At 33.6% G+C, this 24,908-nt stretch carries 20 protein-coding genes and 2 pseudogenes; 11 read left to right on the top strand and 11 right to left on the bottom strand.

The window, feature by feature from the left end; genetic code table 11:
* Positions 1-7 precede the first annotated feature (7 nt).
* Positions 8-1,192, top strand: coding sequence for a thiolase family protein (locus CD113_RS01835; protein ID WP_002463823.1), 1,185 nt, complete (start codon positions 8-10; stop codon positions 1,190-1,192).
* 272 nt (positions 1,193-1,464) lie between these two features.
* Here CD113_RS01835 and CD113_RS01830 read toward each other — a convergent pair.
* Positions 1,465-1,826: pseudogene (locus CD113_RS01830) on the bottom strand (glycerophosphodiester phosphodiesterase family protein); the annotation flags it as partial.
* A gap of 2 nt (positions 1,827-1,828) precedes the next feature.
* On the opposite strand from CD113_RS01830, the pseudogene CD113_RS01825 reads away from it, so the two are divergent.
* A pseudogene (locus CD113_RS01825) lies at positions 1,829-2,029 on the top strand (flavodoxin family protein); the annotation flags it as partial.
* A 172-nt stretch (positions 2,030-2,201) separates the two neighbouring features.
* On the opposite strand, the gene CD113_RS01820 reads toward CD113_RS01825, so the two are convergent.
* Positions 2,202-3,464 carry an ABC transporter permease gene (locus tag CD113_RS01820; protein WP_002463820.1) on the bottom strand — a complete coding sequence of 421 codons (1,263 nt, stop codon included), beginning with the start codon at positions 3,462-3,464 and terminating at the stop codon, positions 2,202-2,204.
* A 219-nt stretch (positions 3,465-3,683) separates the two neighbouring features.
* Between CD113_RS01820 and CD113_RS01815 the strand changes: the two genes are divergently transcribed.
* Positions 3,684-4,286, top strand: a complete 603-nt coding sequence (locus CD113_RS01815; protein ID WP_002463819.1) for a TetR/AcrR family transcriptional regulator — start codon at positions 3,684-3,686, stop codon at positions 4,284-4,286.
* A gap of 232 nt (positions 4,287-4,518) precedes the next feature.
* Here CD113_RS01815 and pflA read toward each other — a convergent pair whose 3' ends face one another.
* On the bottom strand, positions 4,519-5,274 hold the full coding sequence (pflA, locus tag CD113_RS01810) for a pyruvate formate-lyase-activating protein (RefSeq protein WP_002463818.1): 756 nt from the start codon (positions 5,272-5,274) through the stop codon (positions 4,519-4,521).
* A 22-nt stretch (positions 5,275-5,296) separates the two neighbouring features.
* Positions 5,297-7,546: a formate C-acetyltransferase gene (gene pflB, locus CD113_RS01805; protein ID WP_002463817.1), complete on the bottom strand. Its 2,250-nt coding sequence runs from the start codon at positions 7,544-7,546 to the stop codon at positions 5,297-5,299.
* 680 nt (positions 7,547-8,226) lie between these two features.
* Here pflB and CD113_RS01800 point away from each other — a divergent pair.
* The 5 genes from CD113_RS01800 (at position 8,227) to pbp4 (ending at position 14,110) form a co-directional block, all read left to right on the top strand.
* Positions 8,227-9,345 carry an alanine dehydrogenase gene (locus tag CD113_RS01800; protein ID WP_002463816.1) on the top strand — a complete coding sequence of 373 codons (1,119 nt, stop codon included), beginning with the start codon at positions 8,227-8,229 and terminating at the stop codon, positions 9,343-9,345.
* 52 nt (positions 9,346-9,397) lie between these two features.
* Entirely contained in the window at positions 9,398-10,438 is a 1,041-nt protein-coding gene (tdcB, locus tag CD113_RS01795; RefSeq protein WP_002463815.1) for a bifunctional threonine ammonia-lyase/L-serine ammonia-lyase TdcB, read from the top strand.
* 27 nt (positions 10,439-10,465) lie between these two features.
* A complete protein-coding gene (locus CD113_RS01790; protein WP_002463814.1) occupies positions 10,466-11,785 on the top strand; it encodes an APC family permease in 1,320 nt (439 codons plus the stop codon).
* A gap of 247 nt (positions 11,786-12,032) precedes the next feature.
* The gene (locus tag CD113_RS01785; RefSeq protein WP_002463813.1) at positions 12,033-12,530 is read left to right on the top strand and encodes an isoprenylcysteine carboxyl methyltransferase family protein; all 498 of its coding nucleotides are present in this window, start codon (positions 12,033-12,035) and stop codon (positions 12,528-12,530) included.
* A gap of 332 nt (positions 12,531-12,862) precedes the next feature.
* Entirely contained in the window at positions 12,863-14,110 is a 1,248-nt protein-coding gene (gene pbp4 / locus CD113_RS01780) for a penicillin-binding protein PBP4 (protein ID WP_002463811.1), read from the top strand.
* A 74-nt stretch (positions 14,111-14,184) separates the two neighbouring features.
* Here pbp4 and CD113_RS01775 read toward each other — a convergent pair whose 3' ends face one another.
* Positions 14,185-14,763, bottom strand: coding sequence for a M23 family metallopeptidase (locus tag CD113_RS01775; protein ID WP_002463809.1), 579 nt, complete (start codon positions 14,761-14,763; stop codon positions 14,185-14,187).
* A 273-nt stretch (positions 14,764-15,036) separates the two neighbouring features.
* On the bottom strand, positions 15,037-15,705 hold the full coding sequence (locus tag CD113_RS01770) for a M15 family metallopeptidase (protein ID WP_002463807.1): 669 nt from the start codon (positions 15,703-15,705) through the stop codon (positions 15,037-15,039).
* A gap of 193 nt (positions 15,706-15,898) precedes the next feature.
* Here CD113_RS01770 and CD113_RS01765 point away from each other — a divergent pair, with 193 nt between their 5' ends.
* On the top strand, positions 15,899-16,525 hold the full coding sequence (locus CD113_RS01765) for an FMN-dependent NADH-azoreductase (RefSeq protein ID WP_002463804.1): 627 nt from the start codon (positions 15,899-15,901) through the stop codon (positions 16,523-16,525).
* 82 nt (positions 16,526-16,607) lie between these two features.
* Here CD113_RS01765 and CD113_RS01760 read toward each other — a convergent pair whose 3' ends face one another.
* Positions 16,608-17,057 (bottom strand): hypothetical protein, encoded by a 450-nt coding sequence (locus CD113_RS01760; RefSeq protein WP_002463803.1) that lies wholly within the window; start codon positions 17,055-17,057, stop codon positions 16,608-16,610.
* 102 nt (positions 17,058-17,159) lie between these two features.
* A complete protein-coding gene (locus CD113_RS01755; RefSeq protein ID WP_002463801.1) occupies positions 17,160-18,350 on the bottom strand; it encodes a CynX/NimT family MFS transporter in 1,191 nt (396 codons plus the stop codon).
* A 90-nt stretch (positions 18,351-18,440) separates the two neighbouring features.
* Here CD113_RS01755 and CD113_RS01750 point away from each other — a divergent pair, with 90 nt between their 5' ends.
* The gene (locus tag CD113_RS01750) at positions 18,441-18,995 is read left to right on the top strand and encodes a helix-turn-helix domain-containing protein (protein ID WP_002463799.1); all 555 of its coding nucleotides are present in this window, start codon (positions 18,441-18,443) and stop codon (positions 18,993-18,995) included.
* Between the two features lie 217 nt (positions 18,996-19,212).
* Here the strand turns inward: CD113_RS01750 and CD113_RS01745 are convergent, their stop codons facing one another.
* On the bottom strand, positions 19,213-20,370 hold the full coding sequence (locus CD113_RS01745; RefSeq protein ID WP_002463797.1) for an FAD-dependent oxidoreductase: 1,158 nt from the start codon (positions 20,368-20,370) through the stop codon (positions 19,213-19,215).
* A gap of 285 nt (positions 20,371-20,655) precedes the next feature.
* Between CD113_RS01745 and CD113_RS12630 the strand changes: the two genes are divergently transcribed.
* A complete protein-coding gene (locus CD113_RS12630) occupies positions 20,656-20,757 on the top strand; it encodes a type I toxin-antitoxin system Fst family toxin (protein WP_136527612.1) in 102 nt (33 codons plus the stop codon).
* Between the two features lie 322 nt (positions 20,758-21,079).
* Here CD113_RS12630 and ggt read toward each other — a convergent pair whose 3' ends face one another.
* Positions 21,080-23,086 (bottom strand): gamma-glutamyltransferase, encoded by a 2,007-nt coding sequence (gene ggt, locus CD113_RS01740; RefSeq protein WP_002463795.1) that lies wholly within the window; start codon positions 23,084-23,086, stop codon positions 21,080-21,082.
* A gap of 26 nt (positions 23,087-23,112) precedes the next feature.
* On the bottom strand, positions 23,113-24,894 hold the full coding sequence (locus tag CD113_RS01735; protein WP_002463793.1) for an ABC transporter substrate-binding protein: 1,782 nt from the start codon (positions 24,892-24,894) through the stop codon (positions 23,113-23,115).
* Positions 24,895-24,908: the final 14 nt, after the last annotated feature.

Below are 24,908 nucleotides of genomic sequence, written 5' to 3'. Positions count from 1 at the left end.
GATAAGCATGCAAGAAGCATATATTGTAGCATATGGTCGTTCAGCAGCTGCTAAAGCAAAGAACGGTGCACTATTTCATGAAAGACCTGATGATGTGGCCGCTAAAGTATTGCAAGGTGTGTTACAACGTGTTGGTGGTTCTTTTACTACTGATATGATTGAAGATGTCATTGTTGGTAATGCCTTCCCTGAAGGTTTACAAGGCCAAAATATCGCTCGCACAATAGCTTTACGTGCTGGATTACCTAATACTGTGCCTGGGCAAACAGTGAATCGTTATTGTTCGTCCGGTCTACAAACCATTGCCATTGCAGCTAATGAAATTATGTCAGAACAAGGTGACATTCTTGTTGCGGGTGGTGTTGAATTAATGAGTGCTGTACCAATGGGAGGTAATGAACCAACTAACAACCCAACACTTCAAGATGAAGACTCTGGTGCATCTTATCCCATGGGCTTAACTGCTGAAAATGTTGCTGAGCAATTCAATATTTCTAGATTAGATCAAGATCAATATGCAGTTCGTAGTCATCAACGTGCTGCGCAAGCACAACAATCTGGTCGTTTCAAAGATGAAATTATACCCATTAATGTCAATACTGTTAGCTATAATCAGAATGGCCCAATAATTGAACAATCTGTATTTGATACCGACGAATTTATCCGACCACAAACGACTATAGAAGCTCTAGCTGAATTACGTACGGTCTTTAAGGCTGACGGTACTGTCACTGCTGGAACTTCTGCCCCTTTATCCGATGGTGCTGGTTTCGTAGTCATCATGTCCGACCGAAAAGTAAAAGAACTAGGCGTAACACCTATTGCACGCTTTGTTGGATTTAAAGCTGTAGGTGTTGATCCTAAAATTATGGGTATTGGCCCTGCATACGCTATTCCTGAAGTATTAGATTTGTGCGACCTATCTTTAAACGACATAGATTTAATCGAATTAAATGAAGCTTTTGCATCACAAACGTTAGCATCCATTAGAGAAGTTGGTCTTGACGAAGAGAAAGTTAACGTCAATGGTGGTGCAATAGCATTAGGACACCCTCTTGGTGCGACAGGTGCCATGTTAACTGCTAGATTGCTTGCAGAAATGCGCAAACAACCACATACGCAATACGGTATGGTCACGATGTGTATCGGTGTTGGTATGGGCGCTGCAGCTATATTTGAATATATTCGCTAAACATTAATAGCTATACATTCGAATATAAAACTTAAGTATGTCATAGAAACAAATTAACAACAGCAGTAAGAGGATGTTTACTTTAATATCCTTCTTACTGCTGTTGTTCTTGATAATATGTTACTGATGAGTGGGACTACGATATAAATCTTGTTAATGATTATTGGTATAACCTCTTAACTATTTCATAAGTTAGTTACGGTTAAGAGACTACCAACATACATAGAACAATTTGTCAGTGCACTATCAAACACTTTAGACTCTTTGCTTAATTATTCAAATAAAATTCTGTAGCAACATCCATGTGACTTTCATCTTTCTTGTCTTGCTTAATCTGCTGTGCTAAATCAGCATTATCAGTAATAATACCGTCTACTGGAGATTGTAAATACTTCGTAATATCCTCTTCCCCATCAATCGTCCAAGTGTATACTTGTTTATGTTCACGATGAGCTTGATTAACTAGTCTTGGCGTATATGAAAAATCTTCGATAACAAAGAAGTCTAAATTCGTATCTTCAAAATGGCCAAACTGCAATGGAATAATATAACCACTATCAATTTCAGGTGCCTGTCGTTTCAGTTTTGTCATGACATTATAGTCTAATGACATCACTCTATAATCACGTTCGACGTCATATTGGTTTCACGATTCCACCAAATGTTGATACCTATTGGGTTGGCGAAGCAGGTCCAGCTCCTTCTTATATGGATATTGATCATAAAAATGCCTTTACTGAAAAACATGTTAAATGGTTAGCATACAATACCATGCATATGGCTAATATTTTAAAAGCTAATCTTATAGCCAATATTGGTAATTTATTGAACGATTAAATAGAGAATTTGTAGAATATCACTAACAAAACAGTATTTGTCTAAAGTCGGTGTTCTAATAAAATCCGCTTATAACATGTTAAATATTCAAAGACCCCCATTGACTTATACACTACTGTAGATAGCGTCCAAGGTGGTCTTTTTAATATTAATTGAAACTTAAGTTATTAAGTTAATTCTGTGATTGCTTATTGTTTTTTACATATATTGCCGCAGTGAGTGAAACTAAGCCTACAATCATAAAACTGATAAATATCCAAATTGTGCCGTCAAATTGTAAATGCTGTCCTTCATAAATAATTGATTTCAACGCATTTATAAAATGGTAGAACGGATTCCATGGCAAAATATAATCTTGGTAAAATTTAGGTACCATAGCTGTGGGTAACATAATTGCTTGCATAGTGAAGATGATAACCAACATTAACAACGGTACAACAGGAAGACCAAACCATACTAAAAAAGCAATGAGCAGTGACACTATACCAAGTATCGTTATTCCCATAAGTAGTGCTACATCATTAGGACGTGTAAAATTGAAATCAAATACGCCGTTCATGTAATAAACATAAGAGAACGCCCCTGCAAATGCAGCTACAATAACTGCGATAACTAATTTACTAATGAATTTAATTTTATCACTATGTGTAGCTAACGCCTTTCTATTTCTAAAAGCAAAAAATGTAATGACTGCTACTAACATAGAAGTTAACCATGTTGGTGCAAACATTGACATGGCAGCATTGCCATTAGCTTGGTGATCTTTAACTTTGTGTAATGTAGATTGATCTACTTTAACAGGATTGGCAATATCACTGTATTTATCACTAGGTATATCCATATGTTGTTGTGCTAATAATTTAACATTTTGTTTACTTATTTGATTATTCATATTATCAGTCATTGTAGTTAAACCTTGACTAACGATATTAGCTATTTGGCTATTACTTCCCTGATTGACAATCGTCGAAATTTCAGCTTGCTTAGGCTCTGGCGTATCAACATTTTGCTGTTGTTGTTTCATCTTTACTACTTGCTCAGGACTAATGTCACCAGATTTTATTTTATCTTTCATTTCTTGTTGTTTTTCTGTCATTACAATACTTTGAGATTGACTCATCGCATCTTTTGAAAAATCTTTGTCAATAATAATAGCTCCGATATATTTGCCATTTTTAATATCTTTTTCTAATTGCTTTTTAGATGTCACTTTAGACCAATCCATAGCTTCATTGGAGTTTTTAAGTAATTTTTGTTCGAATTTATTCCCGATATTTATTTCTTTACCATTAGCTTTTAATCCTTGATCCTCATTAACAACAGCCATTGGAACATCTTTTGGTTTAGGATTATACGCTGGATAAAATGCTGTTGCTAATACTACCAAAATAAAAATCGCAACAATCGGTGCTAACCATACTAATTTATTTTTCATTTTCTCTATCTCCTTTTATACAACTATATGTTGTTTATCATTCTTGATGTCAATTATAATCTTAATTATGCCTGACACAATAACCAATACATGGCAATCTGAATCTTAAGCAACAAAGATTTATTAATTGTCGCCAAAATATAAGCAACAAATTGTTGTTTATTATATATCAGAGCGTTAAACTACCTTTATGTTGAATAAAATATTGAGGTGACTAGCATGGTTGATCGAAGAGTTAAAAGAACGAGATATGCAATACATCAAGCATTTATTAATTTGTTAAAATCCTATGACTTAGAAGAAGTGACAATTCAACAAATTGCTGATGAAGCAGATATTAATAGAGCAACATTTTATAAACACTACGAAGATAAATACGCTTTGTTAAATGCCTTAGAAAATCAAGAAATTAACAATATTAGACAATATATTAAAGAATTTGACTTCTCTACTTTCGAAACGTTAGATACTGAAAATATCGTTGCAGTGTTTGAATATGGTCCTAAAAATATCATCAAAATTATTCTTAATAATATTGAACTTTATGAAGTATTATTTGCGATGAATCGTAAAAGTAGTCTTGAAGATAAGTTATCTGAAACCATTGAGTTAAACTTACAACGCGTATTAGTTGGCCATAAAGCAATTAATGGTATGCCGTTCAAATATTTTCATTCATATATTGCTGGTGCTGTTATCTCTACAATCAAGTTTTGGGTATTAGACGATAATAGGATTCCTGGAGATCAACTAGCCAAAAATATTTATAATATGGCATTCCAAGGGCCATACAAACAAATAATCAATGAAATAAAACGTTAATTGGAACCTTAATAATATTAAAGTGTATTAATTATTAAATGCTAATTTATTAAAACATTGTTGACACTATCCTTGAGTCTCATACTAGGAGCTTATGTTTTTTAATAAAGTGATAATACAATATAAACAACGTGACGCTATCAAAGTCACTTTCGAATCATACGCAGAGAAGCACGTCCTGTTAGAGTGATAACTCTACAGAACGTGCTTCATTGTTGGGTTTTAATTGTATTTATAATTCAACGGGAATTTTCCCTTTGAAATCAACATAGCGATAAGCTGCTTTTACAGCTTCATCATCTGGCGCTTCAACATCTTCTAATTGATATGGGATGCCTAATGTTTTCCATTTATGGACACCTAATTGATGATAAGGTAGGATTTCAAACTTCTCGACGTTATCGAGCGAATTAATAAATTTACCTAATTCAATCAAATCTTCTTTATCATCTGAATAGCCAGGTACAAGTACATGACGAATCCATACAGGTTGCTTCATTGCAGACAGTTTGCGCGCAAAATTTAAAATATGTGTATTTGGTTTACCTGTCAATTTAATATGTTTATCGTTATTAATATGTTTAATATCTAACAATATTAAATCTGTATGCTTCTGTAATTCATCAAAATGTCTCTCAAATGCTTTAGTATCATTGGCACAACCAGCAGATGTGTCAAGACACGTATGCACACCATTGTGCTGTAATTCTGCAAATAATTTTTCTAAAAAAGGCATTTGTAGCAACGGCTCTCCTCCACTTACCGTCACGCCACCACCTGAGGCGTCAAAATACGGTTTATATGGCAAGATTTCGTCGACCATTTCTTCAACAGTTACCTCTCTTGATGGCTCATTAATTTTCCAAGTATCTGGGTTATGACAGTATAAACATCTGAGCAAACATCCTTGTGTAAATAATATATATCTTAAACCTGGTCCATCGACAGTTCCTAAACTCTCAACAGAATGTAAGTGTCCCTTTAGCATTGTGCTCCCACCTTATTCGTTATTACATACTTTCATGGAATGTACGAGAAATAACATCCAGTTGTTGTTCACGTGTTAATTTAATAAAGTTAACGGCGTAACCTGATACACGAATGGTTAATTGTGGGTATTCTTCTGGATGTTCCATCGCATCAAGTAATGTTTCACGATTAAAGACATTGATGTTTAAGTGATGTCCATGTTGCATTGCATAACCGTCAAGCATACTTGTTAAATTACGATTTTGATCATCCGCTTCTTTACCTAAAGATTTAGGCACGATACTGAATGTATTTGAAATACCATCTTTACAACAATCGTAAGGTATTTTAGCAACTGAACTTAATGAAGATAATGCGCCTTTTTGGTCGCGACCATGCATTGGATTCGCTCCTGGCGCAAATGGTTCTCCTGCCTTACGTCCATCTGGCGTGTTACCAGTTTTCTTACCGTAAACCACATTAGAAGTGATTGTTAAGACACTCATTGTATGTTCAGAATCACGATATGTTTTGTGGCTACGTAATTTTGTCATAAAGCGTTCCACTAAATCGATAGCAATATCATCCACACGACTATCGTTATTACCATATTTAGGGAAATCACCTTCGATTTCAAAATCGACAACAAGTCCTTCGTCGTTACGAATTGGTTTAACTTGTGCATATTTAATCGCAGATAACGAATCAGCTGCAACTGATAAGCCTGCAATACCTGTGGCCATTGTACGAATAATTTCTGTATCATGTAATGCCATTTCGATGCGTTCGTAACTGTATTTATCATGCATATAGTGAATAACATTTAATGAATTGATATATACGCCTGCTAGCCAATCCATCATTTGATCAAATTTATTGAATACTTCGTCATAATCTAATACTTCACTATGGATACTTTCATAATTAGGACCTACTTGAGCACCGGATTTTTCATCTTTACCACCATTAATCGCATACAATAACGTCTTAGCTAGGTTCGCACGTGCACCGAAGAATTGCATTTGTTTACCAATCGTCATTGCAGATACACAACATGCAATACCATAGTCATCACCATAGCTTTCACGCATAATATCATCATTTTCATATTGTATTGAACTTGTTTTAATACTCATTTTTGCACAATACGTTTTAAAATTATCCGGTAAACGTACTGACCATAATACTGTTAAGTTTGGTTCAGGTGCTGGTCCCAAATTATCTAAAGAATGTAAGAAACGGAATGAATTTTTCGTTACAAGTGGTCTACCATCAATACCTACACCACCAATAGACTCTGTTACCCACGTTGGATCTCCTGAGAACAACTCATTGTAATCTGGCGTACGCGCAAATTTAACAATACGTAATTTCATGATAAAGTGGTCGATAATTTCTTGAACTTCATTTTCAGTAATGTCACCATTTTTCAAATCACGTTCTGCATAAATATCTAAGAATGTTGATGTACGTCCTAAACTCATTGCTGCACCATTTTGTTCTTTAATTGCTGCAAGATATGCTAAATATAACCATTGAACAGCTTCTTTAAAGTTTTCAGCTGGACGACTTAAATCAAATCCATAAGTTTGACCTAATTCTTTTAATTCTTTTAACGCACGATATTGTTCAGATAGTTCTTCACGAAGGCGAATAATATCTTCTGACATTTCAGTAGACATCGTATTAAAATCATGCATTTTTTCAGCCATTAAGAAATCTACACCATATAGTGCCACACGACGATAGTCTCCAATAATACGACCACGTCCATATGCATCAGGTAATCCTGTTATAACACCAGCTTTTCGACAATTAAGCATTTCTTTAGAATAGGCATCAAATACACCTTGGTTATGTGTCTTACGATAGTCTGTAAAGATTTTTTCAGTTTCTTCATCTAATTCATAACCATATGATTCGCAAGCTGCTTTTGCCATACGAATACCACCAAATGGTTGCATCGAACGTTTAAATGGTTTGTCAGTTTGTACGCCGACAATGGTTTCTAACGCTTGATCTAAGTATCCTGCATCATGTGAAGTAATTGTTGATGGCACTTTTGTATCCATATCCCACATGCCACCACGTTCACGTTCCTCTTTAGATAATTGCATCACTTGGTCCCATAACTTAGATGTTGCTTCAGTAGGTCCAACTAAAAATGAATCATTTCCTTCATACAGCGTATAGTTTAATTGAATAAATTCTCTAACATCTACATGTCTATTCCATCTACCATTTTTAAATCCTTGCCAAGCCTTTGTGTGATCTTTGTTTGTTTCTAGCATATTAAACGCCTCCATTGTTATATTGTTAAAAATTTTAAATTATATGTTAACGTTTTCACATGCATTGTACCATGTATTTTGTGATAATTTTCACATGATATGTGTATATTTTTCATCAAAAATATGTATATTTCAAGGAACTGTACTATTTTATAATACAGAGATACAGAATAATGTAAGCTGTTACATAACAGATGTAAAGTCTACAATATGCATTGTCATAATATTTAGTAGTTGAGTTTTTGGGGAATTAGTGCTGAATTCCCTATAATATATTTGATTCACCTTGCTACTTTCAATAAGCATTACAATAAAGAATAATTACTTATACTATCTAGATAATTAACTCCGACATAACCTTCCACTAAACTTTTACGTAATTTTCTCTCATTAGTTAATTTTCTTAATTTATATTTCAATCATTTGAAGCCACTTCTTAAGTTTTAAAATCATCAATGAAACAACTCATACTATAATTAATGATGCTTCGCTTTCAATACTACAATATACTATTTTATTCAATTTTCAGAAAATGCAAATTTAAAAAATATATGAAATGTAACATTTTGTACATATGTTAATAATTTGTGAATTCTATAAAATACTTGTAAAATTCATTGACTTATTAATTTAAAAATCTTACACTGTTTGTGAATTAAATCACAAAGGAGAGATTAGTTATGAAAATTGGTGTTATTAAGGAACTTAAACCAGGTGAAGGACGTGTAGCATGTACACCTGAAAACGTTGCAAAATTGGTAGCTGCAGGAAATGAAGTTTATGTTGAAACAGATGCTGGCATTGGATCAGGATTCTCCAATGAAGAATATCAACAAGCTGGTGCTCACATTGTATCACATGAAGATAGTTGGAAATCTGACCTTATTATTAAAGTGAAGGAGCCTGATGAAAAAGAATTCAAATTCTTTAGAGATGGCCAAATTATTTGGGGTTTTCAACATTTAGCATCATCTAAAGAAACTGTTGAAGCGATGCAAAAAGCTGGTGTTACTGCTATTGGCGGTGAAACCATTGTCAAAGATGGCAAAGCAGTATTATTAGCACCTATGAGTGCCGTAGCTGGTAGACGTTCTATGATTATGGCTGCTTATTACTTAGAAGCTCAACATAAAGGTGAAGGTATCTTAATTTCTGGTATAGATGCCATTGATGGTATTCCTTCTGGCAATGTCGTTATTTTTGGTGGTGGTTCAGCTGCTGTCAACGCTGCAACCATAGCTTTAGGTATGCAAGCGCATGTAACCATTATTGAACTCAATGCACAAAGACGTGAATGGTTAACACAACATTTCAACCACCCTAACTTCCGCGTAGTTGAATCTAATGAAGACACGCTTAAAGAAGAAATAAAACATGCTGATGCCTTCATTTCAACGATATTAATCCCCGGTTCCAAACCTCCAAAATTAATCACACGTGATATGGTACGTTCAATGAAACCTGGTTCAGTTATTGTGGATATCTCAATCGACCAAGGCGGAACTGTGGAAGGTATCCATCCAACAACAATTGCTGAGCCAATTTATATCGAAGATGATGTTATCCATTATGCTGTTCCAAACCAACCTGGTGCTGTACCACGTACTTCAACAATGGTGTTAGCTGCTGGTAATATCGAATACTTATTAGCTATCAGCAAAAGTGGTATAGACCAAGCAATTAGCAACGATCCAGTCTTAGCCAGTGGTGTTAATATCTATCGCGGACACATAACAAATGAAGGTTTAGCACAATCTCATGATTTACCATATGAAAATCTAGAAAATCTTGTTAAATAAAATATATATGATGATTAGAATTAAAATCTAAAATAGAGAGAGGATGTCAATGATGACAACAAGTAGTGAAGTATTAAAAACATATGACAACTGCAGTATTCAAGACATTAAAGAAGCTAAAGACACATTAAAACATGTTATTCGCCAAACCCCTCTTATTCAATCTATGTATTTAAGTAATATTGTCACCGGGGGTAATGTTTACCTTAAATTAGAGAACATGCAATTTACTGGTTCATTTAAATTTAGAGGTGCTTACAATAAAATTATGCATTTAAGTGATGAACAAAAACAAAAAGGTATCATCACAGCTTCTGCGGGTAACCATGCACAAGGTGTAGCATTAACGGGTAAATTACTTGGCATAGAAACGACTGTCGTTATGCCACTAGAAGCACCTATTGCTAAACAACGTGCTACTGAAGGTTATGGTGCAAACGTTATTTTAGAAGGCGAAACATTTAATGATGCAAGATTATATATGGAAAAAGTAGCTAAAGAACGTGGTATGACTATTGTTCACCCATATGATGATAAAGAAGTGATGGCTGGGCAAGGTACGATTGGCTTAGAAATACTTAATGATATTTGGAATGTTGATACAGTCATCGTACCAGTTGGCGGTGGTGGCTTAATTTCTGGTATAGCCACAGCCTTAAAATCATTTAACCCAAATATTCATATTATTGGTGTACAATCTGAAAATGTTCATGGTATGGCCGCTTCTATCTATAAAGGTGTAATCACAAGCCACCATGATGTCTTTACATTAGCTGATGGTACGGATGTTGCTACTCCAGGTAACTTAACATACCCAGTTGTTGATAATCTCGTAGATGAATTTATTTTAGTGTCAGAAGATGAAATTTCAATGGCTATGAAAGATTTGATGCAAAGAACCAAAATTATTACTGAAGGTGCAGGTGCTTTACCAACAGCTGCCATTTTAAGTGGTAAAATCGAGCCAAAATGGTTAGAGCATAAAAATGTTGTTGCACTTGTCTCTGGAGGTAATGTTGACCTTTCTCGTATATCACATATTATTGAATACCTATTAAAAACACCAGATACTAGCAAAGGTATCGTAGGATAACGTCTAATGAGATAGGAGGTAAGGATATTGGGAAATGACACAGAACTAAAGAAAAGTATTGGCTTTTTTGCTGCATTATCTCTCGTTATGGGAACAGTCATTGGCTCGGGTGTATTCTTTAAAGTATCTAATGTAACTGAAGTAACCGGTTCAACAAGTATGGCTATGTTTGTATGGTTTTTAGGTGGTATTGTGACAATTTGTGCAGGTTTAACAGGTGCTGAACTTGCAGCTGCAATCCCAGAAACTGGTGGACTAACAAAATATATTGAATATACTTACGGCGATTTCTGGGGATTTTTATCCGGTTGGGCTCAAGCATTTATTTACTTTCCAGCTAATATCGCTGCACTTGCTATTATTTTCGCAACACAAATAGTCAATTTATTTCATCTTCAAATATCGTTACTCATACCTATTGCTTTTATCAGTGCATTAACAATTGTTTTAATTAATTTCTTAGGTTCTAAAGCAGGCGGTATTTTACAATCTATTACCCTGGTAATAAAATTTATTCCGATAGCTTTAATTGTCATTATCGGTATTTTTAGTAAGCAAGATGTTCAATTTTCATTATTTCCAATAGTTAATGGTACACAATCTGGTTTCTTTACAGCAATTGGCAGTGGATTATTGGCAACAATGTTTGCCTATGATGGTTGGATACATGTTGGTAATATTGCTGGTGAATTAAAAAATCCGAAAAAAGATTTACCAGCTGCAATTACTATTGGTATAGGATTAATCATGGTTATTTACTTATTAATCAATGCAACATTCCTAATGACGTTACCTATTTCTCAAGTCGCTGGTAATTTAAACGCTGCAAGTGATGCATCTGCAATATTATTTGGTGCATCTGGTGGTAAATTAGTAACTATAGGTATCTTGATTTCAGTTTATGGTACGATGAATGGCTATATTATGACAAGTATGCGTATTCCTTACGCTATGGCTAAAAATCATCGTCTACCTTTCGAAAAATTCTTCTTGAGTTTAACACCTTCTCGTGTTCCTTGGACTGGTGGTATCGTTCAATTAGTTATTGCAAGTATCATGATGTTATTAGGTGCATTCGATACGATTACGAACATGTTAATATTTGTCATTTGGACATTTTATAGTATGGCCTTTGTTGCTGTTATCATTCTCCGCAAAAGAGAGCCTGAATTGCAACGTCCATATAAAGTACCTTTGTATCCTATCGTCCCTGGCATTGCTTTAATAGCAGGTGTCTTCGTACTTGTTAACACATTATTTACGCAACCTCTTTTGGCATGCACTGGTATTGTCATTACACTACTAGGTGTACCAATATATTACTATAAAAAACGACAAACATCATAAATCACGTACTCTATGACATCGGGTTATTATTATAATAACTCGATGTTTTTACATAATAATCTCCTAATATGCCGATCTGCTCATTTATTTCTATGCTTTACGTCATTTACCACAAAATTATTTTAAAATAACATTATCAAACGCCAAAAGTTAATAATTAGTTAATGGAATTTAGCTATGCTCATATATACAATGAATGTGTTACATAATGTAGCAATAACAACTAGATAAATAGACGGAGGACATCATGATTTTCATCATATTATTATGCTTTTTTACCACTCGATTAATGAGTTTATATATTTCTATTAAACATGCCAAACAATTAAAATTACAAGGTGCTAAAGAATATGGGATTGCTAATTCAAAATGGCTAGCCGTAACACACATTTTAATTTACGCTGGTGCAGGCTTAGAAATTATGATCAACAAAGATTCATTTAGCGTACTGAATGTCATTGGATTATTACTATTAATATTTGCTTATACCATGCTATTTGTCGTCATTCATACGTTAGGTCACATTTGGACTTTAAAGCTATTCATTTTACCTAAGCATCCGATTATTAAATCCGGTTTATATCGTATAACAAAGCACCCTAACTATTTCTTAAATATCATTCCTGAATTAATTGGCGTCTTATTATTAACGCACGCCTCATACACATCTCTATTACTTATTCCATATAGTTATTTCTTATATCGACGTATTAAATTAGAAGATCAATTAATGACATTCAAATAACACCATCTAACGGCGAGTGCTTACATGATAAAGTACTCGCTTTATTGATATAGTTTGATATCTCGCAGTCTATGTTCAGACAACCGTCAGACTACCCCAGCTACGTCCTAACTAGGAACCCCTTTTTCTTTTATATTTTTATCTATTTTCAAAATATAGAAACTCACACATATAATACATATAATTACTAATTTGTCTATTACTCTTAAATTTTAAATTTTCTAATAATATGATTATCATTATTTCTAAATATATTGTGCATTACACTTTAATTTGATAATATTAACAATATTATATTAGCTATTTTGAAAGGTCAGGTTAACAGACTAAACATGAAAAAATTGATTGCGCTCTTAACGTCATTATTAATACTATCTTTAACTCAGTCTCCATACAGTCAGGCTGCTGAAACACCTGTAGATATTGCTAAATCCCAGCATCAAACTTTAGACTCAACTTTTAATCCACAAGGAATGTTTGTTACAACCGAACAGGGACAAATATTATATCAATACCATGCTAATAAAGAACTTGATCCAGCTTCCACTGCAAAGTTAATGACGCTGTACCTCGTCTTTAATAGTATTAAATCAGGAGACATTCACTTAAATGACAAAGTTAAAATTTCTGCTGACCAAGCTAAATTAACGCGTTTACCCAATCTGACTACTGTACCACTTGATCAAGGTAAGTCTTATACAGTAGAAGAATTAATTAAACAAGCTGCATTAGAGTCTAGTAATGCAGCCACAATCATACTTGCAGATCATGTTAGTAAAGATAGTTCAGCTTTTACAGATAAGATGAATGATACTGCTAAGCAATTACATATGACACATACTCATTTTACAAATCCAAGTGGTGCCAATAATAATCTCTTAGATACTTATGCACCTAAAAAATATAAAAATGAAACAACATCATATTCAACAGCACAAGATATGACCGTGTTATCCCAACATTTGATTGATAAACACCCAAATATCTTACAAATTACTAAATTAACTAATGACCAACAGCAAGGTAATCAATTACATAATACGAATACGTCGTTACCGTCACTACAAGATGCAATGTCTGGCGTCGATGGTCTAAAAACTGGTACTAGTGAAAATGGTTATAATTTAGTGTTAACTGCTAAAAAGGATCACTTACGTATTAATGCGGTTGTATTAAACGTTCGCCCATATCCAAGTGAAGCTGCTAAACATGCACGTCAAAAAATAGCTAATGCTGCGATTAAACGCGGCTTTGATGATTATGAATATCGTAAAGTATTATCTAAAGGTGAACATAAATTTGATGGCAAGCGCTATACTGTTTCGTCTGATTTATATGATGTTGTTCCAAAAGATAAGTCAAAATATAAATTGCATCTATCTGAAGATAATCACGTTTCAGTCGCATATAAACGACAATTTATACCAGGACAACATGCACCTTCTGTAAAAGCTGAACCATTATCCAATCATCATTGGTACACCATTCCTTTACATATACTATTAGCAATTGGCGGACTTGTAGTAACAGGTATGCTAATTATTATCGGTATTAAAATATATAATAACTTCACAAGATAATTTAAAATATATAAGCCAATAACATTGAGTAATGTCGTTGAACTTCACTCACTGTCATTGGCTTTTTTAGTACGTTATTTTAAATCATATAAACTACGTTCCCCATTAGGTAATTGTTTAATGAATGACTCTGGATCTTCAGCATAAGCATTACCCACGCCACCTTTCATACGTTGAAAATGTATATGTGGTCCAGTCGTTTGCTCTCCTGTATTCCCAGAGTAGGCAATAACATCTCCTGCTTTAACATGGTCACCTTCTTTAACATTATAACGATTCAAATGCATATACCATTGATGATATTGCCCATTATCTTCGGCAATTTGTAATACTTTTCCTCCTAACTGATTATCAAACGTTCTTGTTACAGTACCATTGGTCACAGCTTTAATCGGCGTATCTTTCGGAATAGCATAATCTATACCATAGTGTTTACTATCAAAATCATTATACTTATATTCACCAAACGATTCCGTTTGACGACTACCATTAAACATACGCTGCCAGCCTTTATCTTCCTTCGATATCGTAGCTTCGTTATGGTGTTCTAATTGTTTCCACCATTGTTGTATGTCATCTTTATAATGATAAATACTACCGAAGATAACGACAATCATAACAATACTTAATATATATTTAAGTGCTCTCTTCAATTGAATTAACATCCTTTTTATTTAATGGTGTTTAAGTATAGTCGCAAATACATGTTTTTGCTAGTCAGACACTATCATACTTTAGTAGTAATGTTGTTAAATATGCTAAATCAAATAAGGGCCAAAGCCGGAACGACTTTGACCTTCATTGTCATTAATTCTATTTCTAATAATGATTGGGAGCGAAAGCTGGTAAAACGTTAGTTCATTATTTTCAATCTAGACAGTTGCTACCAATCTCAGCATATTCATTATTGAATACTTTTTATAATATTATTTCTCAGGATATAATCCTAAATATTCTTCAAGCGTTTTACCTGAATCGTATACTTTTGTTGCGGTCTTTTTACCTAAATAACGTAAATGCCATGGTTCATATTGGTAACCTGTGATATGTGTACCATCTTTAGGATATCTAACGATAAACCCATATTTGTGCGCATTTTTCTTAATCCATTTACCTTCTTTAGTGTTACCGAATGTTGTTTTTAAATTTTCAGGTGAATTAGCTGCACCAACGTCAAATGTTAAACCTGTTTGGTGCTCAGAATAACCTGGACGTGCACTATACTTATCAGCAGCTTCTTTACCATCTCTAGCAACATAATTATTGTATAAAGATACTTGCGTTTGATAACTTCTAAAGTTACTAATGTTAGTTATATGCAAACCTTCTTTACTAGCATCTGCAATCATACGGTTAAGTGCTTGTTGTGCTTTTGGGTCTACACCAGGATTATAATCTTTTGGTAAACTAATTTTCTTATTAACAATTAAAATTCCATCTACATAGGTACGACCATCTTTGACAACTTTATGATGTTTCTTATGTTCACTTTGATTACTTTGATCTTTGTTCTTATCATTAGCATCGCTATTTGATGTTGAACATGCTGCAAATAATAAACAACTTGTTAATACTAATCCAATTACCTTTTTCATTTACGTATTACCCCTTTATGATTTGAACAATATTATATTAATTTTCATTTTAAGGCATTTTTAATTAATAGTATATAGTACTATTTAAAAATAGTGGCTTAGTAATAAAATTTGCAACATTTAATGTTGTCATATTTAACTATAGTAGGTATAATAATTATATCTTGTAGATAAACATAAAGGAGATAAACATATGACTAAATTATTATATATCACAGCTCATCCATTTGATGAACTTGTTTCAAATTCAATGGCTGGTGGTAAAGCATTCATCGAATCTTACCAAGAGAACCATCCTAAAGACGAAGTAAAACACATCGATTTATTCGAGGAATATATTCCATTAATTGATAAAGATGTCCTAACTGGTTGGGGTAAAGCTGCAAATGGTGAATCATTAACAAAAGAAGAACAAACTAAAATTGATCGTTTAAGTGATATTTTGGAAGAATTTTTAAGTGCGGATAAATATGTTTTTGTTACACCAATGTGGAACTTATCATTCCCACCAGTAGTTAAAGCATATATTGATGCTGTATGTGTCGCTGGTAAAACATTCAAATACACTTCTGAAGGTGCCGTAGGTTTACTAACTGATAAAAAAGCACTACATATTCAATCACGTGGGGGCTATTATGCAGAAGGTCCTGGCGCAGACATCGAAATGGGCGACCGTTACTTACGTACAATATTAACGTTCTTAGGTGTACCTTCATATACAACGTTAGCAATTGAAGGACATAATGCTGAGCCACATAAAGCTGAAGAAATTAAAATTGCTGGTATTCAAGAAGCTAAAGAACTCGGAAAAACATTCTAGTTTATATTTAGAGAGAAACCACTGTGTGAAATATTTCATTCACACAGTGGTTTTTTAGTGGATATGGTTTAATTGGATACGATCACTGATCTGCTACAACACCATTATGACCAGTTCTAGTAGCAACATCGCCTGGTAACTGTCTATCGCCAACTAATTCATTATAGTGTTCCGCTTCAGATTGCGTCATGTTTGGTTTACTTCTTAAATATGCCTCATATTCTTCTATTTTCTGCATTTGCGCATCTTTTGTATTATTAACATTTTGATTTATTTGTTCATTTTGATTGGTCTGAACTTGTTGATTATTATAGTTATTATCATTATTTATAGCAACTTCTTCGTCATTCTGTTGATTCTGTTCTATATTATTCGTTTCATTTTTCGCATTATCTTCATTATTACTTTTTTTCTTAGTATGTTGCTCTTTTTTAGGTTTATTGTCTGACTCTTTTTTATCATTATCAAAATTACAACCACCCAAAACAATAGATAAAACTAAAATTGAAAATACTATAAATTTAGTTCCCATTCACTTTACCTCTTTTATTATTTTTGTATAATTAAATCACAAATTTTATTATATAAAAATAATAGTTGTAAAGCTATACTTTTTTAATTATTTAAAATCCAATCATTTATTTAATTGATGTTGTTCTATAGTGATATTACGTCCTACTGATGTACTGAAGATAAGAATTGCTAATGATGTTATGACTAAGATCATAATTGATGCTATCCAACTATGCGTTGCATCATGTAAACTACCAAATAAAAATGGTCCTATTGCTGCAAATAAATAACCAATGGATTGTGACATACCTGATAATTTAGCAGCTGTACTACTTTCTTCTGTTTTCAAACTAAAGAATGTATTGACAAGCCCAAATGATAAACCATTAGCAATACCTAAAAGTAAAATCGAAATCAATGCTATTTGTGGTAAGAAAAGCATCGCTAAAGTTCCAGCAATAAACATGATTCCTGTTAATAACACAAGAGGTACTTGTGACGTCATTTTAGTTGCCCAAATTGGTGTAATAAATGTTAAAGGAATAATCGCTAATTGTAAAATTGATAAGTACAAGCCTGCTTCATTAATCGATACACCATAATCTGCTAAATAGGCTGGCATCCAATTGATAATTGAATAGAAAATTAATGACTGTCCACCCATTAACAATGTAATACGCCATGCAATAGATGACTTCCAAATATTAACTTTAGCCACCTGTTTTGATGTGGTAGATTCATTTTTGTGATTCAATTGAAAAACCCAAATCAAAGTTGCAATCAACGTGATGATACCAATGATTCCAAGTGCAATTTGATAATTAAATGCTTTGACTAACGGACCAGTAGAATATGATGATAAACTACCAAAGATATTCATGACAACTGTATAATACCCAGTCATAATACCTATACGTAAAGGAAACTTAGCTTTAATTATTGCTGGTGTTAAGACATTACCAAAAGCAATACCAATACCAATGAAAATGGTACCAATATATAAGCCACTTACATTTGGTAATGAACGGATGATCACACCTACCAAGATGATGATCAATGCTCCAAATAACGTTCTTTCGATACCAAATGTATTACTTGTTTTTGCTGCAAAAAGTGAGATAATCGCAAAAGCGATTAATGGAATAATCGTTATAATACTGACAGCTATATTATTAAGATGTAAAGCATCTTTAATACTTGGTAAGGCGACACCCACCGATGTGATTGGCGCACGTAAATTAGCTCCTATCAATAAAATTCCTATAAAAAGAAGCCAATTAATTTTATTATTTGCTTGTAAATCTTTTTCCATATTGTCCTCCCTATTTTATATTATTTCGTACACAACAATAATATATGGTACAATATGTGCGATATATTGTAAATAAAGGAGTCGTTATTTTTGTCAGATGTTAATGAAATTATTGGTCATAACCTTTATCGTTACAGACAAGATTTTAATTTAAGTTTAGATAAAATGGCCGATATCACAGGTGTAAGTAAAAATATGCTAAATCAAATTGAAAAAGGTCAAGCTAATCCTAGTATTATGACATTATCAAAAATTGCTAATGGTCTACGTCTTTCCTTATCCGAATTAATCACTCAAATATCATCTGAAGTTAACCCAGTTGCCTATGAGGATTTAATTCCTATTTATAACGAAGATCATAGTGTGACTATTTTTCCTTATTTTCCCTATTCACCTGAAAAGGACTTTGAAATGTTCAAAATGGAAATTGAAGCTTTTGGGGCTATGACTTCAGAAGGACACCATCAAGGTTCAGATGAGTATATTATAGTTACAGATGGTACGTTAACACTTGAAATAGAAAATAAGCAGTACACTGTAACTAAAGAACAGGCTATTCATTTTAAAAGTGATGTTGCACATCAATATATTAATCAAACGAATAACAAATTATCGTTGATTGCCACAATTCAGTATCACTCGTAGTATGCAGCTTAATCATCAAGATGCTTTAACTCGTTGAAATAATCATTTCTTTCGTCTCATATCTTAACTCGAGTGCGATGGTAAAATACTTTTTATTACGGTCTTGTGCAATTAAGAGCGTTATAGTTACATCTCTATAAATAAAAATAAAGCTAGTATATCGATTGAGTGTCATATCGTTCACTCTTTCTAATATACTAGCTTTTGCAATTATTACTTATGCATTAGGATCTAAACCACTAAAGACATTAATTAAGCTTTGAGGACTATTATCTCCTAATACCATGTCAATGGCTTCATGTGATTCTTGAGCTGCTTCAGCACTACGTTCAAACATTTTTTCTTCATATAGTTGAATCGCTTTATCTAAATCATTTGGATATTTAGCAATATTTTGAGCAAGTTCAGTTGAATCTAACATCGCAATATTAGCACCTTCACCTGATGGTGCCATTACGTGCGCAGCATCTCCAATTAAAGTTATGCCTGGTTTATGATTCCAACGCAAACCATCAGGTAATGCATTGATTTTACGAGGTATGACACTGGAATCACTTTCCGTAAGTAACGTCATGAGTTGTGGTGACCAACCTTCAAATGCTTGTGAAATCGTGTTAATTGCTGCTTCTTTATCATTAAAGTCTATTTGATCAACCCATTCAGCAGTGCAACGTAATTGAACATACGTATGAATAATATCATTTGCTTCACGATGTGCTGTTAGACCTTTTCCTGGCGTTAAGGCGTACATTGCACCTTGACCAACAATTGCTGCCGCTTCAGGATGGTCTTCATCAACATTGTATAAATATGTTTCAAAGAAAGTTAAACCTGTATAATCTGGCATAGCATCTGTTAATACTTTACGTACTTTAGACCATGCACCGTCTGCACCAATAATAGTGTCTGTGGCTATCGTTGTCCCATCTTTAAACGTTACTTGATATTGACGTTCATCTATTTCTTCAACAGTTGTCACTTTTTTATCCCATTGAATGACACCATCTGGTAATGACTCCATTAGTATACGTCTTAAATCTCCGCGTAATACTTCAGGTCTACCATTACTATCATCACTAGGCTCTTCTAACAATACATTACCATTTGTATCTAAAATGCGTGCAGCATCTCCACCTTCATGAATGATATTGTGAAAGTCATCCATTAAACCAGCTGCTTTAAGTGCAACTTGTCCATTATATTCATGAATATCTAATTGTCCACCTTGTGTTCTGGCATTCGGTGACGCATCATTTTCATATACTTTAACTGGTACACCATTAACATGTAACACACGTGCTAAAGTTAAGCCCCCGATACCTCCACCAATAATAGTTATTTCTGTTTGTTGATGATCGATAGTCTTTTTACTCATGAACATTACTCCTTTAAGTTTTAGCGTCATTAAATTTAAACTTATGTTCCGATTAATTTAACATGTACGTTATATCCCAGGAATATTAGAGTAAGTTAGATTTATATTCAAATATTTTGCTACAAAAAATAAAAAGGAATCGGACAAATTGATGTCTAATTCCTTTTTACGACATTCTGATAATATCTCAGTAATATCTTAACACCTCTCAAAAAACAATCATTTTATGAATGTCGTCGCCTTGACTTTCAAAATGAGTATGGCTAAGAAGGAGGTGTAGATAATATGATGAATCTCATCATAACAACATTAGCCTCTATAATTAGTGGCTGTGTCATTGCGGCCTTTAAATATTGGCTAAGCAGCCGCAGTGATAAAAGGCGATAATATTAGCCAACACGTTAAACCCCCTCACTACCGAGAATAGTGAGGGGGTTTGTGTAGTTATATGATGAATCTCATTACAATCATTATAGCATAAAGTGAGTATATTTCAAGCCATTTATTATTTTTTTATATTTAATTTTTTTCTTATGATACAGAGTCTGGGACAAAAAGTATTATACACTTAAAATTAAGTATTCGGCAGTAACTGTCTGATTTTCAAAACCTAGTCAGTCTAGCAGGGGCAGGATTACGACATAAATGTTATAGAAAATTTATGTCTCCCCCCTCCGATTCTACTATATTATATCAACCAAATTGAAGATTATCTTGTAATGCTCTCTCTATCATATCGATAATACATATTTTCTTCACGTTGTCTCGTTGGATAGTATGTATCTCTCAAATATAATGTATTATCTTCCACAATAACGTCATAGCCTTTTTGAGTCGCTAAATCTACAATATCAATATACTCACGCTGATTGATAACATCCGACCTAACTTCATCTAATTGGTAGTCCTCAACTTGAAAAATATCATTAACCACTTTTGAGTCTAACCAGAACTTATCATCATCAAAAATGATTTGCTGTTGATACAACGGCAATTGGATATCATTTAAATAAACGTGATAGTCTTTATTGTCATTATAGTGCTTATACTCTTGCGGTTTATCTCTAACAATATAGACATCTTCTCCTATAATTGTCCCTTCTCTTGTATCATCCGCACCACCCATCACTGCTGACGTTTCTGGATCAATTTGTAAGCCATGGACATCTCCAATATAAGTGTCTGGTTGTTTTTCCATTGCATGTCCTTTAGCAATCAACGCTAATATTGTTCGCTGTGAAAATTGGGGCTCCCACTCAATTCTATTTGGATGACTACTATAAATTCTAGGTTCATCAATGGCTTGATCAATCGTCATATCAAATTCTAAAACATTAATCAAAGTTTGAACTATACTTGTAATAATACTAATTGCACCGGGTGAGCCTACTGTCAAAATTGGTTTACTATCTTTAGTAATTATTGTAGGTGCCATATTACTAAGTGGTCGTTTACATGGTTCAATTTCATTAATTCCACCTGGAACGATATCGAAACCATCAATCGTTGTGTTTAATAGTAAACCGTAACCCGGTATCGTGATACCTGAACCATAAATCATACCTACAGATGTTGTAAATGATGCAATATTGCCATCTTTATCTATCACACTAAAATGCGTTGTCTCTGTATGTTGTTCATCAATCGCTGTATGACTAACGTTACTTTGTAAATGACCATGAGTAATAGCAATATTAGCATAGTCCTTATTTATTAAAGTACTGCGCTCTTTCAAATAATCGTCATCAATCAATGCTTTAATAGGAATATTGCTAAAGTCCTCATCAGCAATAAACTGAGCTCGGTCACTATAAGCAATGTGCATTGCTTGAATTAAATGATGTAAATAGTCAACTGATCTCGGTCCCATTTTTTTAATATCAATATGTTCTAATAGTTTTAGAATTTGAATCATCGTTATACCACCTGAACTTGATGGCCCAATTGAATGAATTTCGACATCTTTGTATGTTGCACTAATTGGCTCTTTCAATTGTATTTGATACTGCTGCAAATCTTCCAATGTGATTGAACCACCGTAACGCTGCACAACATCAACTAGTTGTTGTGCGATATCTCCTCGATAAAACGCATCAAACCCTTGATCTCTTAACAGTGTTAAAGCCTTAGCCAACTGTGGTTGCACAATCCAATCACCTTCATGCCAATAATCATCATCAATCGTAAATGCTTCAGCAGTTTCAGGATATTTTAGTAACCTAGCCAATTGTTGTCGCGAGTATTTTTCAGTTGCCCAATTAGCACGGTGTCCTTCACTGGCTTGTTGAATAGCAGGATTAATTAAATCATCTAACGACAAACGACAATAATGATGATACAAATAATCAAACAACTTAGGTATAGCAGGTACTGCTACAGTCTTACCATGTGTCGTTAAATCAAAAAACGATTTGTAATTACCTTGGTCATCTAAATAAAATGTTGGATCTATGTTAGATGGTGCTGTCTCTCTGGCGTCAAAGGCTGTCATTTGTTGAGTGGCTTGATCATAATATAATAAATAACCGCCACCACCAAGTCCCGATGTAAAAGGTTCGACGACATTCAATGACAACTGAATAGCAATGACGGCATCCATGGCATTGCCACCTTTATCAAGTACCTCTTTTCCTACCTTTGCGGCTAAAGGATGGGATACTGAAATCATACCTTCCTGTGACGTATTTTCTTTATTTCCACTCAAGCTCATGACCATAGTCATATCCTCCTACTTTGTGTTATTTAACGTTTGTCATTAATTGCCTGTTCTACCTTTTTTAAATTTTGACGTTGTTTATTTCCTGTATCGACCAGTGGTGTCACTGGTGAGGCAATATTAAATTTATCACCGCGATAAAATTTAATAAATTGATCTTGATCAATCGCATTAACTACTGCTTGTCTTAAGTTTGGATGCTCTTTGAAAATACCTTTTTTAACATTCATCATTAAAAATACCGACTTACGTCCATTTTTACGTACAATAGATAAATCATTGTCAGATTTTATTAAATCAAAGTTTTTTTGATCTACGTCTGCGAGCATATCTATGGAGTGGTTACGTAATTCTGACAACGCATTATTAGGATCACCATTAAATTTTAAGGTAATATTTTTAATTTTAGCTGGTCCATAACTATCTTTTTCATCTTCATTAAATCCTGGATTACGTTGGAATGTTGCTTGATAAGTATTTTTAGTCGTCATAATATAAGGACCACTCGCATAAAGTTCATTTTTCCCCTCTTTAGAAGATGGTACTGTACTGCTATCACCGTAGCCTTTACTATTTTCTTTATCTACTTGTGACACATATTTTTTGGATAAAATCCCTGCTGATGAGTGTGTTAAATAGTTTACTTCTTTAGGCATAGCTTGCTTTGTGGTAATTTTAACAATTTGATATGTCCCTTTTTGATTATCTACTTTGTTACCTTCAGTTGTTAACGATTTAACTCCGTGTCCTTTAATCAGTCGATCATAAATTGTACTATTCCCTTTAGTTTTAGTATCACGCAATTTATCAATATCTTGATTGTTTAAGACACTGACATCTTTAATATTTTTATGCATATTATACGTAATATTGTTAGGGACCGATGATTTATCACGTACACGATCTAGTGAAAACTTCACATCTTCTGCAGATACACGTTCTCCAGTATTTTGTGCTTCACCTTGCGATACTTTAGCAAAATAACTATCATCCCTTAATAAAAAGTAAAATTCGTTATCGTCTTTATTAACAGCATAGTCACGACTCAATGATCCCTTAGTCGTGATTTTATCATTGTCATCTAAGAGCAATAATCTTGTATACATATTCATATTAATTGGATAAACAGATGGTGCAATAGAACGAATAGGATCTAGTGTAGGTATTTCACTATCTTGTTGTGTCATCATCAACGGTCTCGTGTCTCGTAATTTTTTATCTTTATAGTCAAATTGTTGCCAGATTAAAGCACGAGAGTTTGGTAAACCTACACTACTTTTGGCTATAACATGATTATCATAAATTAGATTCTTTTTCGCTCCATATAATGGCGCCATATACGCTTGATCAAAAATCACTTCATGTTCCAATTGTTTATAAGTTTGTTTAGCACCTTTATCATTTTCAGTTGATGCCTGATCAATCATGCGATCTACTTTTTTATCTTTCAATAGGCTGTTTGAACCATTTGAACTAAACAGTGCCGACATTGAATAATTTGGATCTCCAAAAACTGTTGTCCAGTCATCAATTTGAATATCATAGTTCCCCGCTTCACGTTGCGTTCGATAACTACCATAGTCTGGTTGAATATTCATCTTAACGTTAAAACCAGCATTTTCTAATTGTTCTTTAACAATGTTCATATCATTTTCATAACTTGCTTGTCCTAAGAAACGAATTGTTGGACGTTCACCTTTAACATCAACTTTATCAGCTTTTTGCTCCACTTGAGATTTAGTAGGAACACCACAACCACTTAATACCAATGCTAAAACGATAAATGCGATACTAATGATTTTCTTCACATGATTCCCTACTT

The organism is Staphylococcus simiae, from assembly GCF_002902085.1.
GTDB classification, from domain to species: Bacteria; Bacillota; Bacilli; order Staphylococcales; family Staphylococcaceae; genus Staphylococcus; species Staphylococcus simiae.
The sequence above is the reverse complement of the archived record's forward strand: the minus strand, read 5'-3'. Positions and strand labels throughout refer to the sequence as shown.

Bases quoted from the DNA above. Each gene is read 5' to 3' on its own strand.
- CD113_RS01835 (WP_002463823.1), top strand. From the start codon at position 8: ATGCAAGAAGCATATATTGTAGCATATGGTCGTTCAGCAGCTGCTAAA.
- CD113_RS01820 (WP_002463820.1), bottom strand. From the start codon at position 3,464: ATGAAAAATAAATTAGTATGGTTAGCACCGATTGTTGCGATTTTTATT.
- CD113_RS01815 (WP_002463819.1), top strand. From the start codon at position 3,684: ATGGTTGATCGAAGAGTTAAAAGAACGAGATATGCAATACATCAAGCA.
- pflA (WP_002463818.1), bottom strand. From the start codon at position 5,274: ATGCTAAAGGGACACTTACATTCTGTTGAGAGTTTAGGAACTGTCGAT.
- pflB (WP_002463817.1), bottom strand. From the start codon at position 7,546: ATGCTAGAAACAAACAAAGATCACACAAAGGCTTGGCAAGGATTTAAA.
- CD113_RS01800 (WP_002463816.1), top strand. From the start codon at position 8,227: ATGAAAATTGGTGTTATTAAGGAACTTAAACCAGGTGAAGGACGTGTA.
- tdcB (WP_002463815.1), top strand. From the start codon at position 9,398: ATGACAACAAGTAGTGAAGTATTAAAAACATATGACAACTGCAGTATT.
- CD113_RS01785 (WP_002463813.1), top strand. From the start codon at position 12,033: ATGATTTTCATCATATTATTATGCTTTTTTACCACTCGATTAATGAGT.
- pbp4 (WP_002463811.1), top strand. From the start codon at position 12,863: ATGAAAAAATTGATTGCGCTCTTAACGTCATTATTAATACTATCTTTA.
- CD113_RS01770 (WP_002463807.1), bottom strand. From the start codon at position 15,705: ATGAAAAAGGTAATTGGATTAGTATTAACAAGTTGTTTATTATTTGCA.
- CD113_RS01765 (WP_002463804.1), top strand. From the start codon at position 15,899: ATGACTAAATTATTATATATCACAGCTCATCCATTTGATGAACTTGTT.
- CD113_RS01760 (WP_002463803.1), bottom strand. From the start codon at position 17,057: ATGGGAACTAAATTTATAGTATTTTCAATTTTAGTTTTATCTATTGTT.
- CD113_RS01755 (WP_002463801.1), bottom strand. From the start codon at position 18,350: ATGGAAAAAGATTTACAAGCAAATAATAAAATTAATTGGCTTCTTTTT.
- CD113_RS01745 (WP_002463797.1), bottom strand. From the start codon at position 20,370: ATGAGTAAAAAGACTATCGATCATCAACAAACAGAAATAACTATTATT.
- CD113_RS12630 (WP_136527612.1), top strand. From the start codon at position 20,656: ATGATGAATCTCATCATAACAACATTAGCCTCTATAATTAGTGGCTGT.
- ggt (WP_002463795.1), bottom strand. From the start codon at position 23,086: ATGGTCATGAGCTTGAGTGGAAATAAAGAAAATACGTCACAGGAAGGT.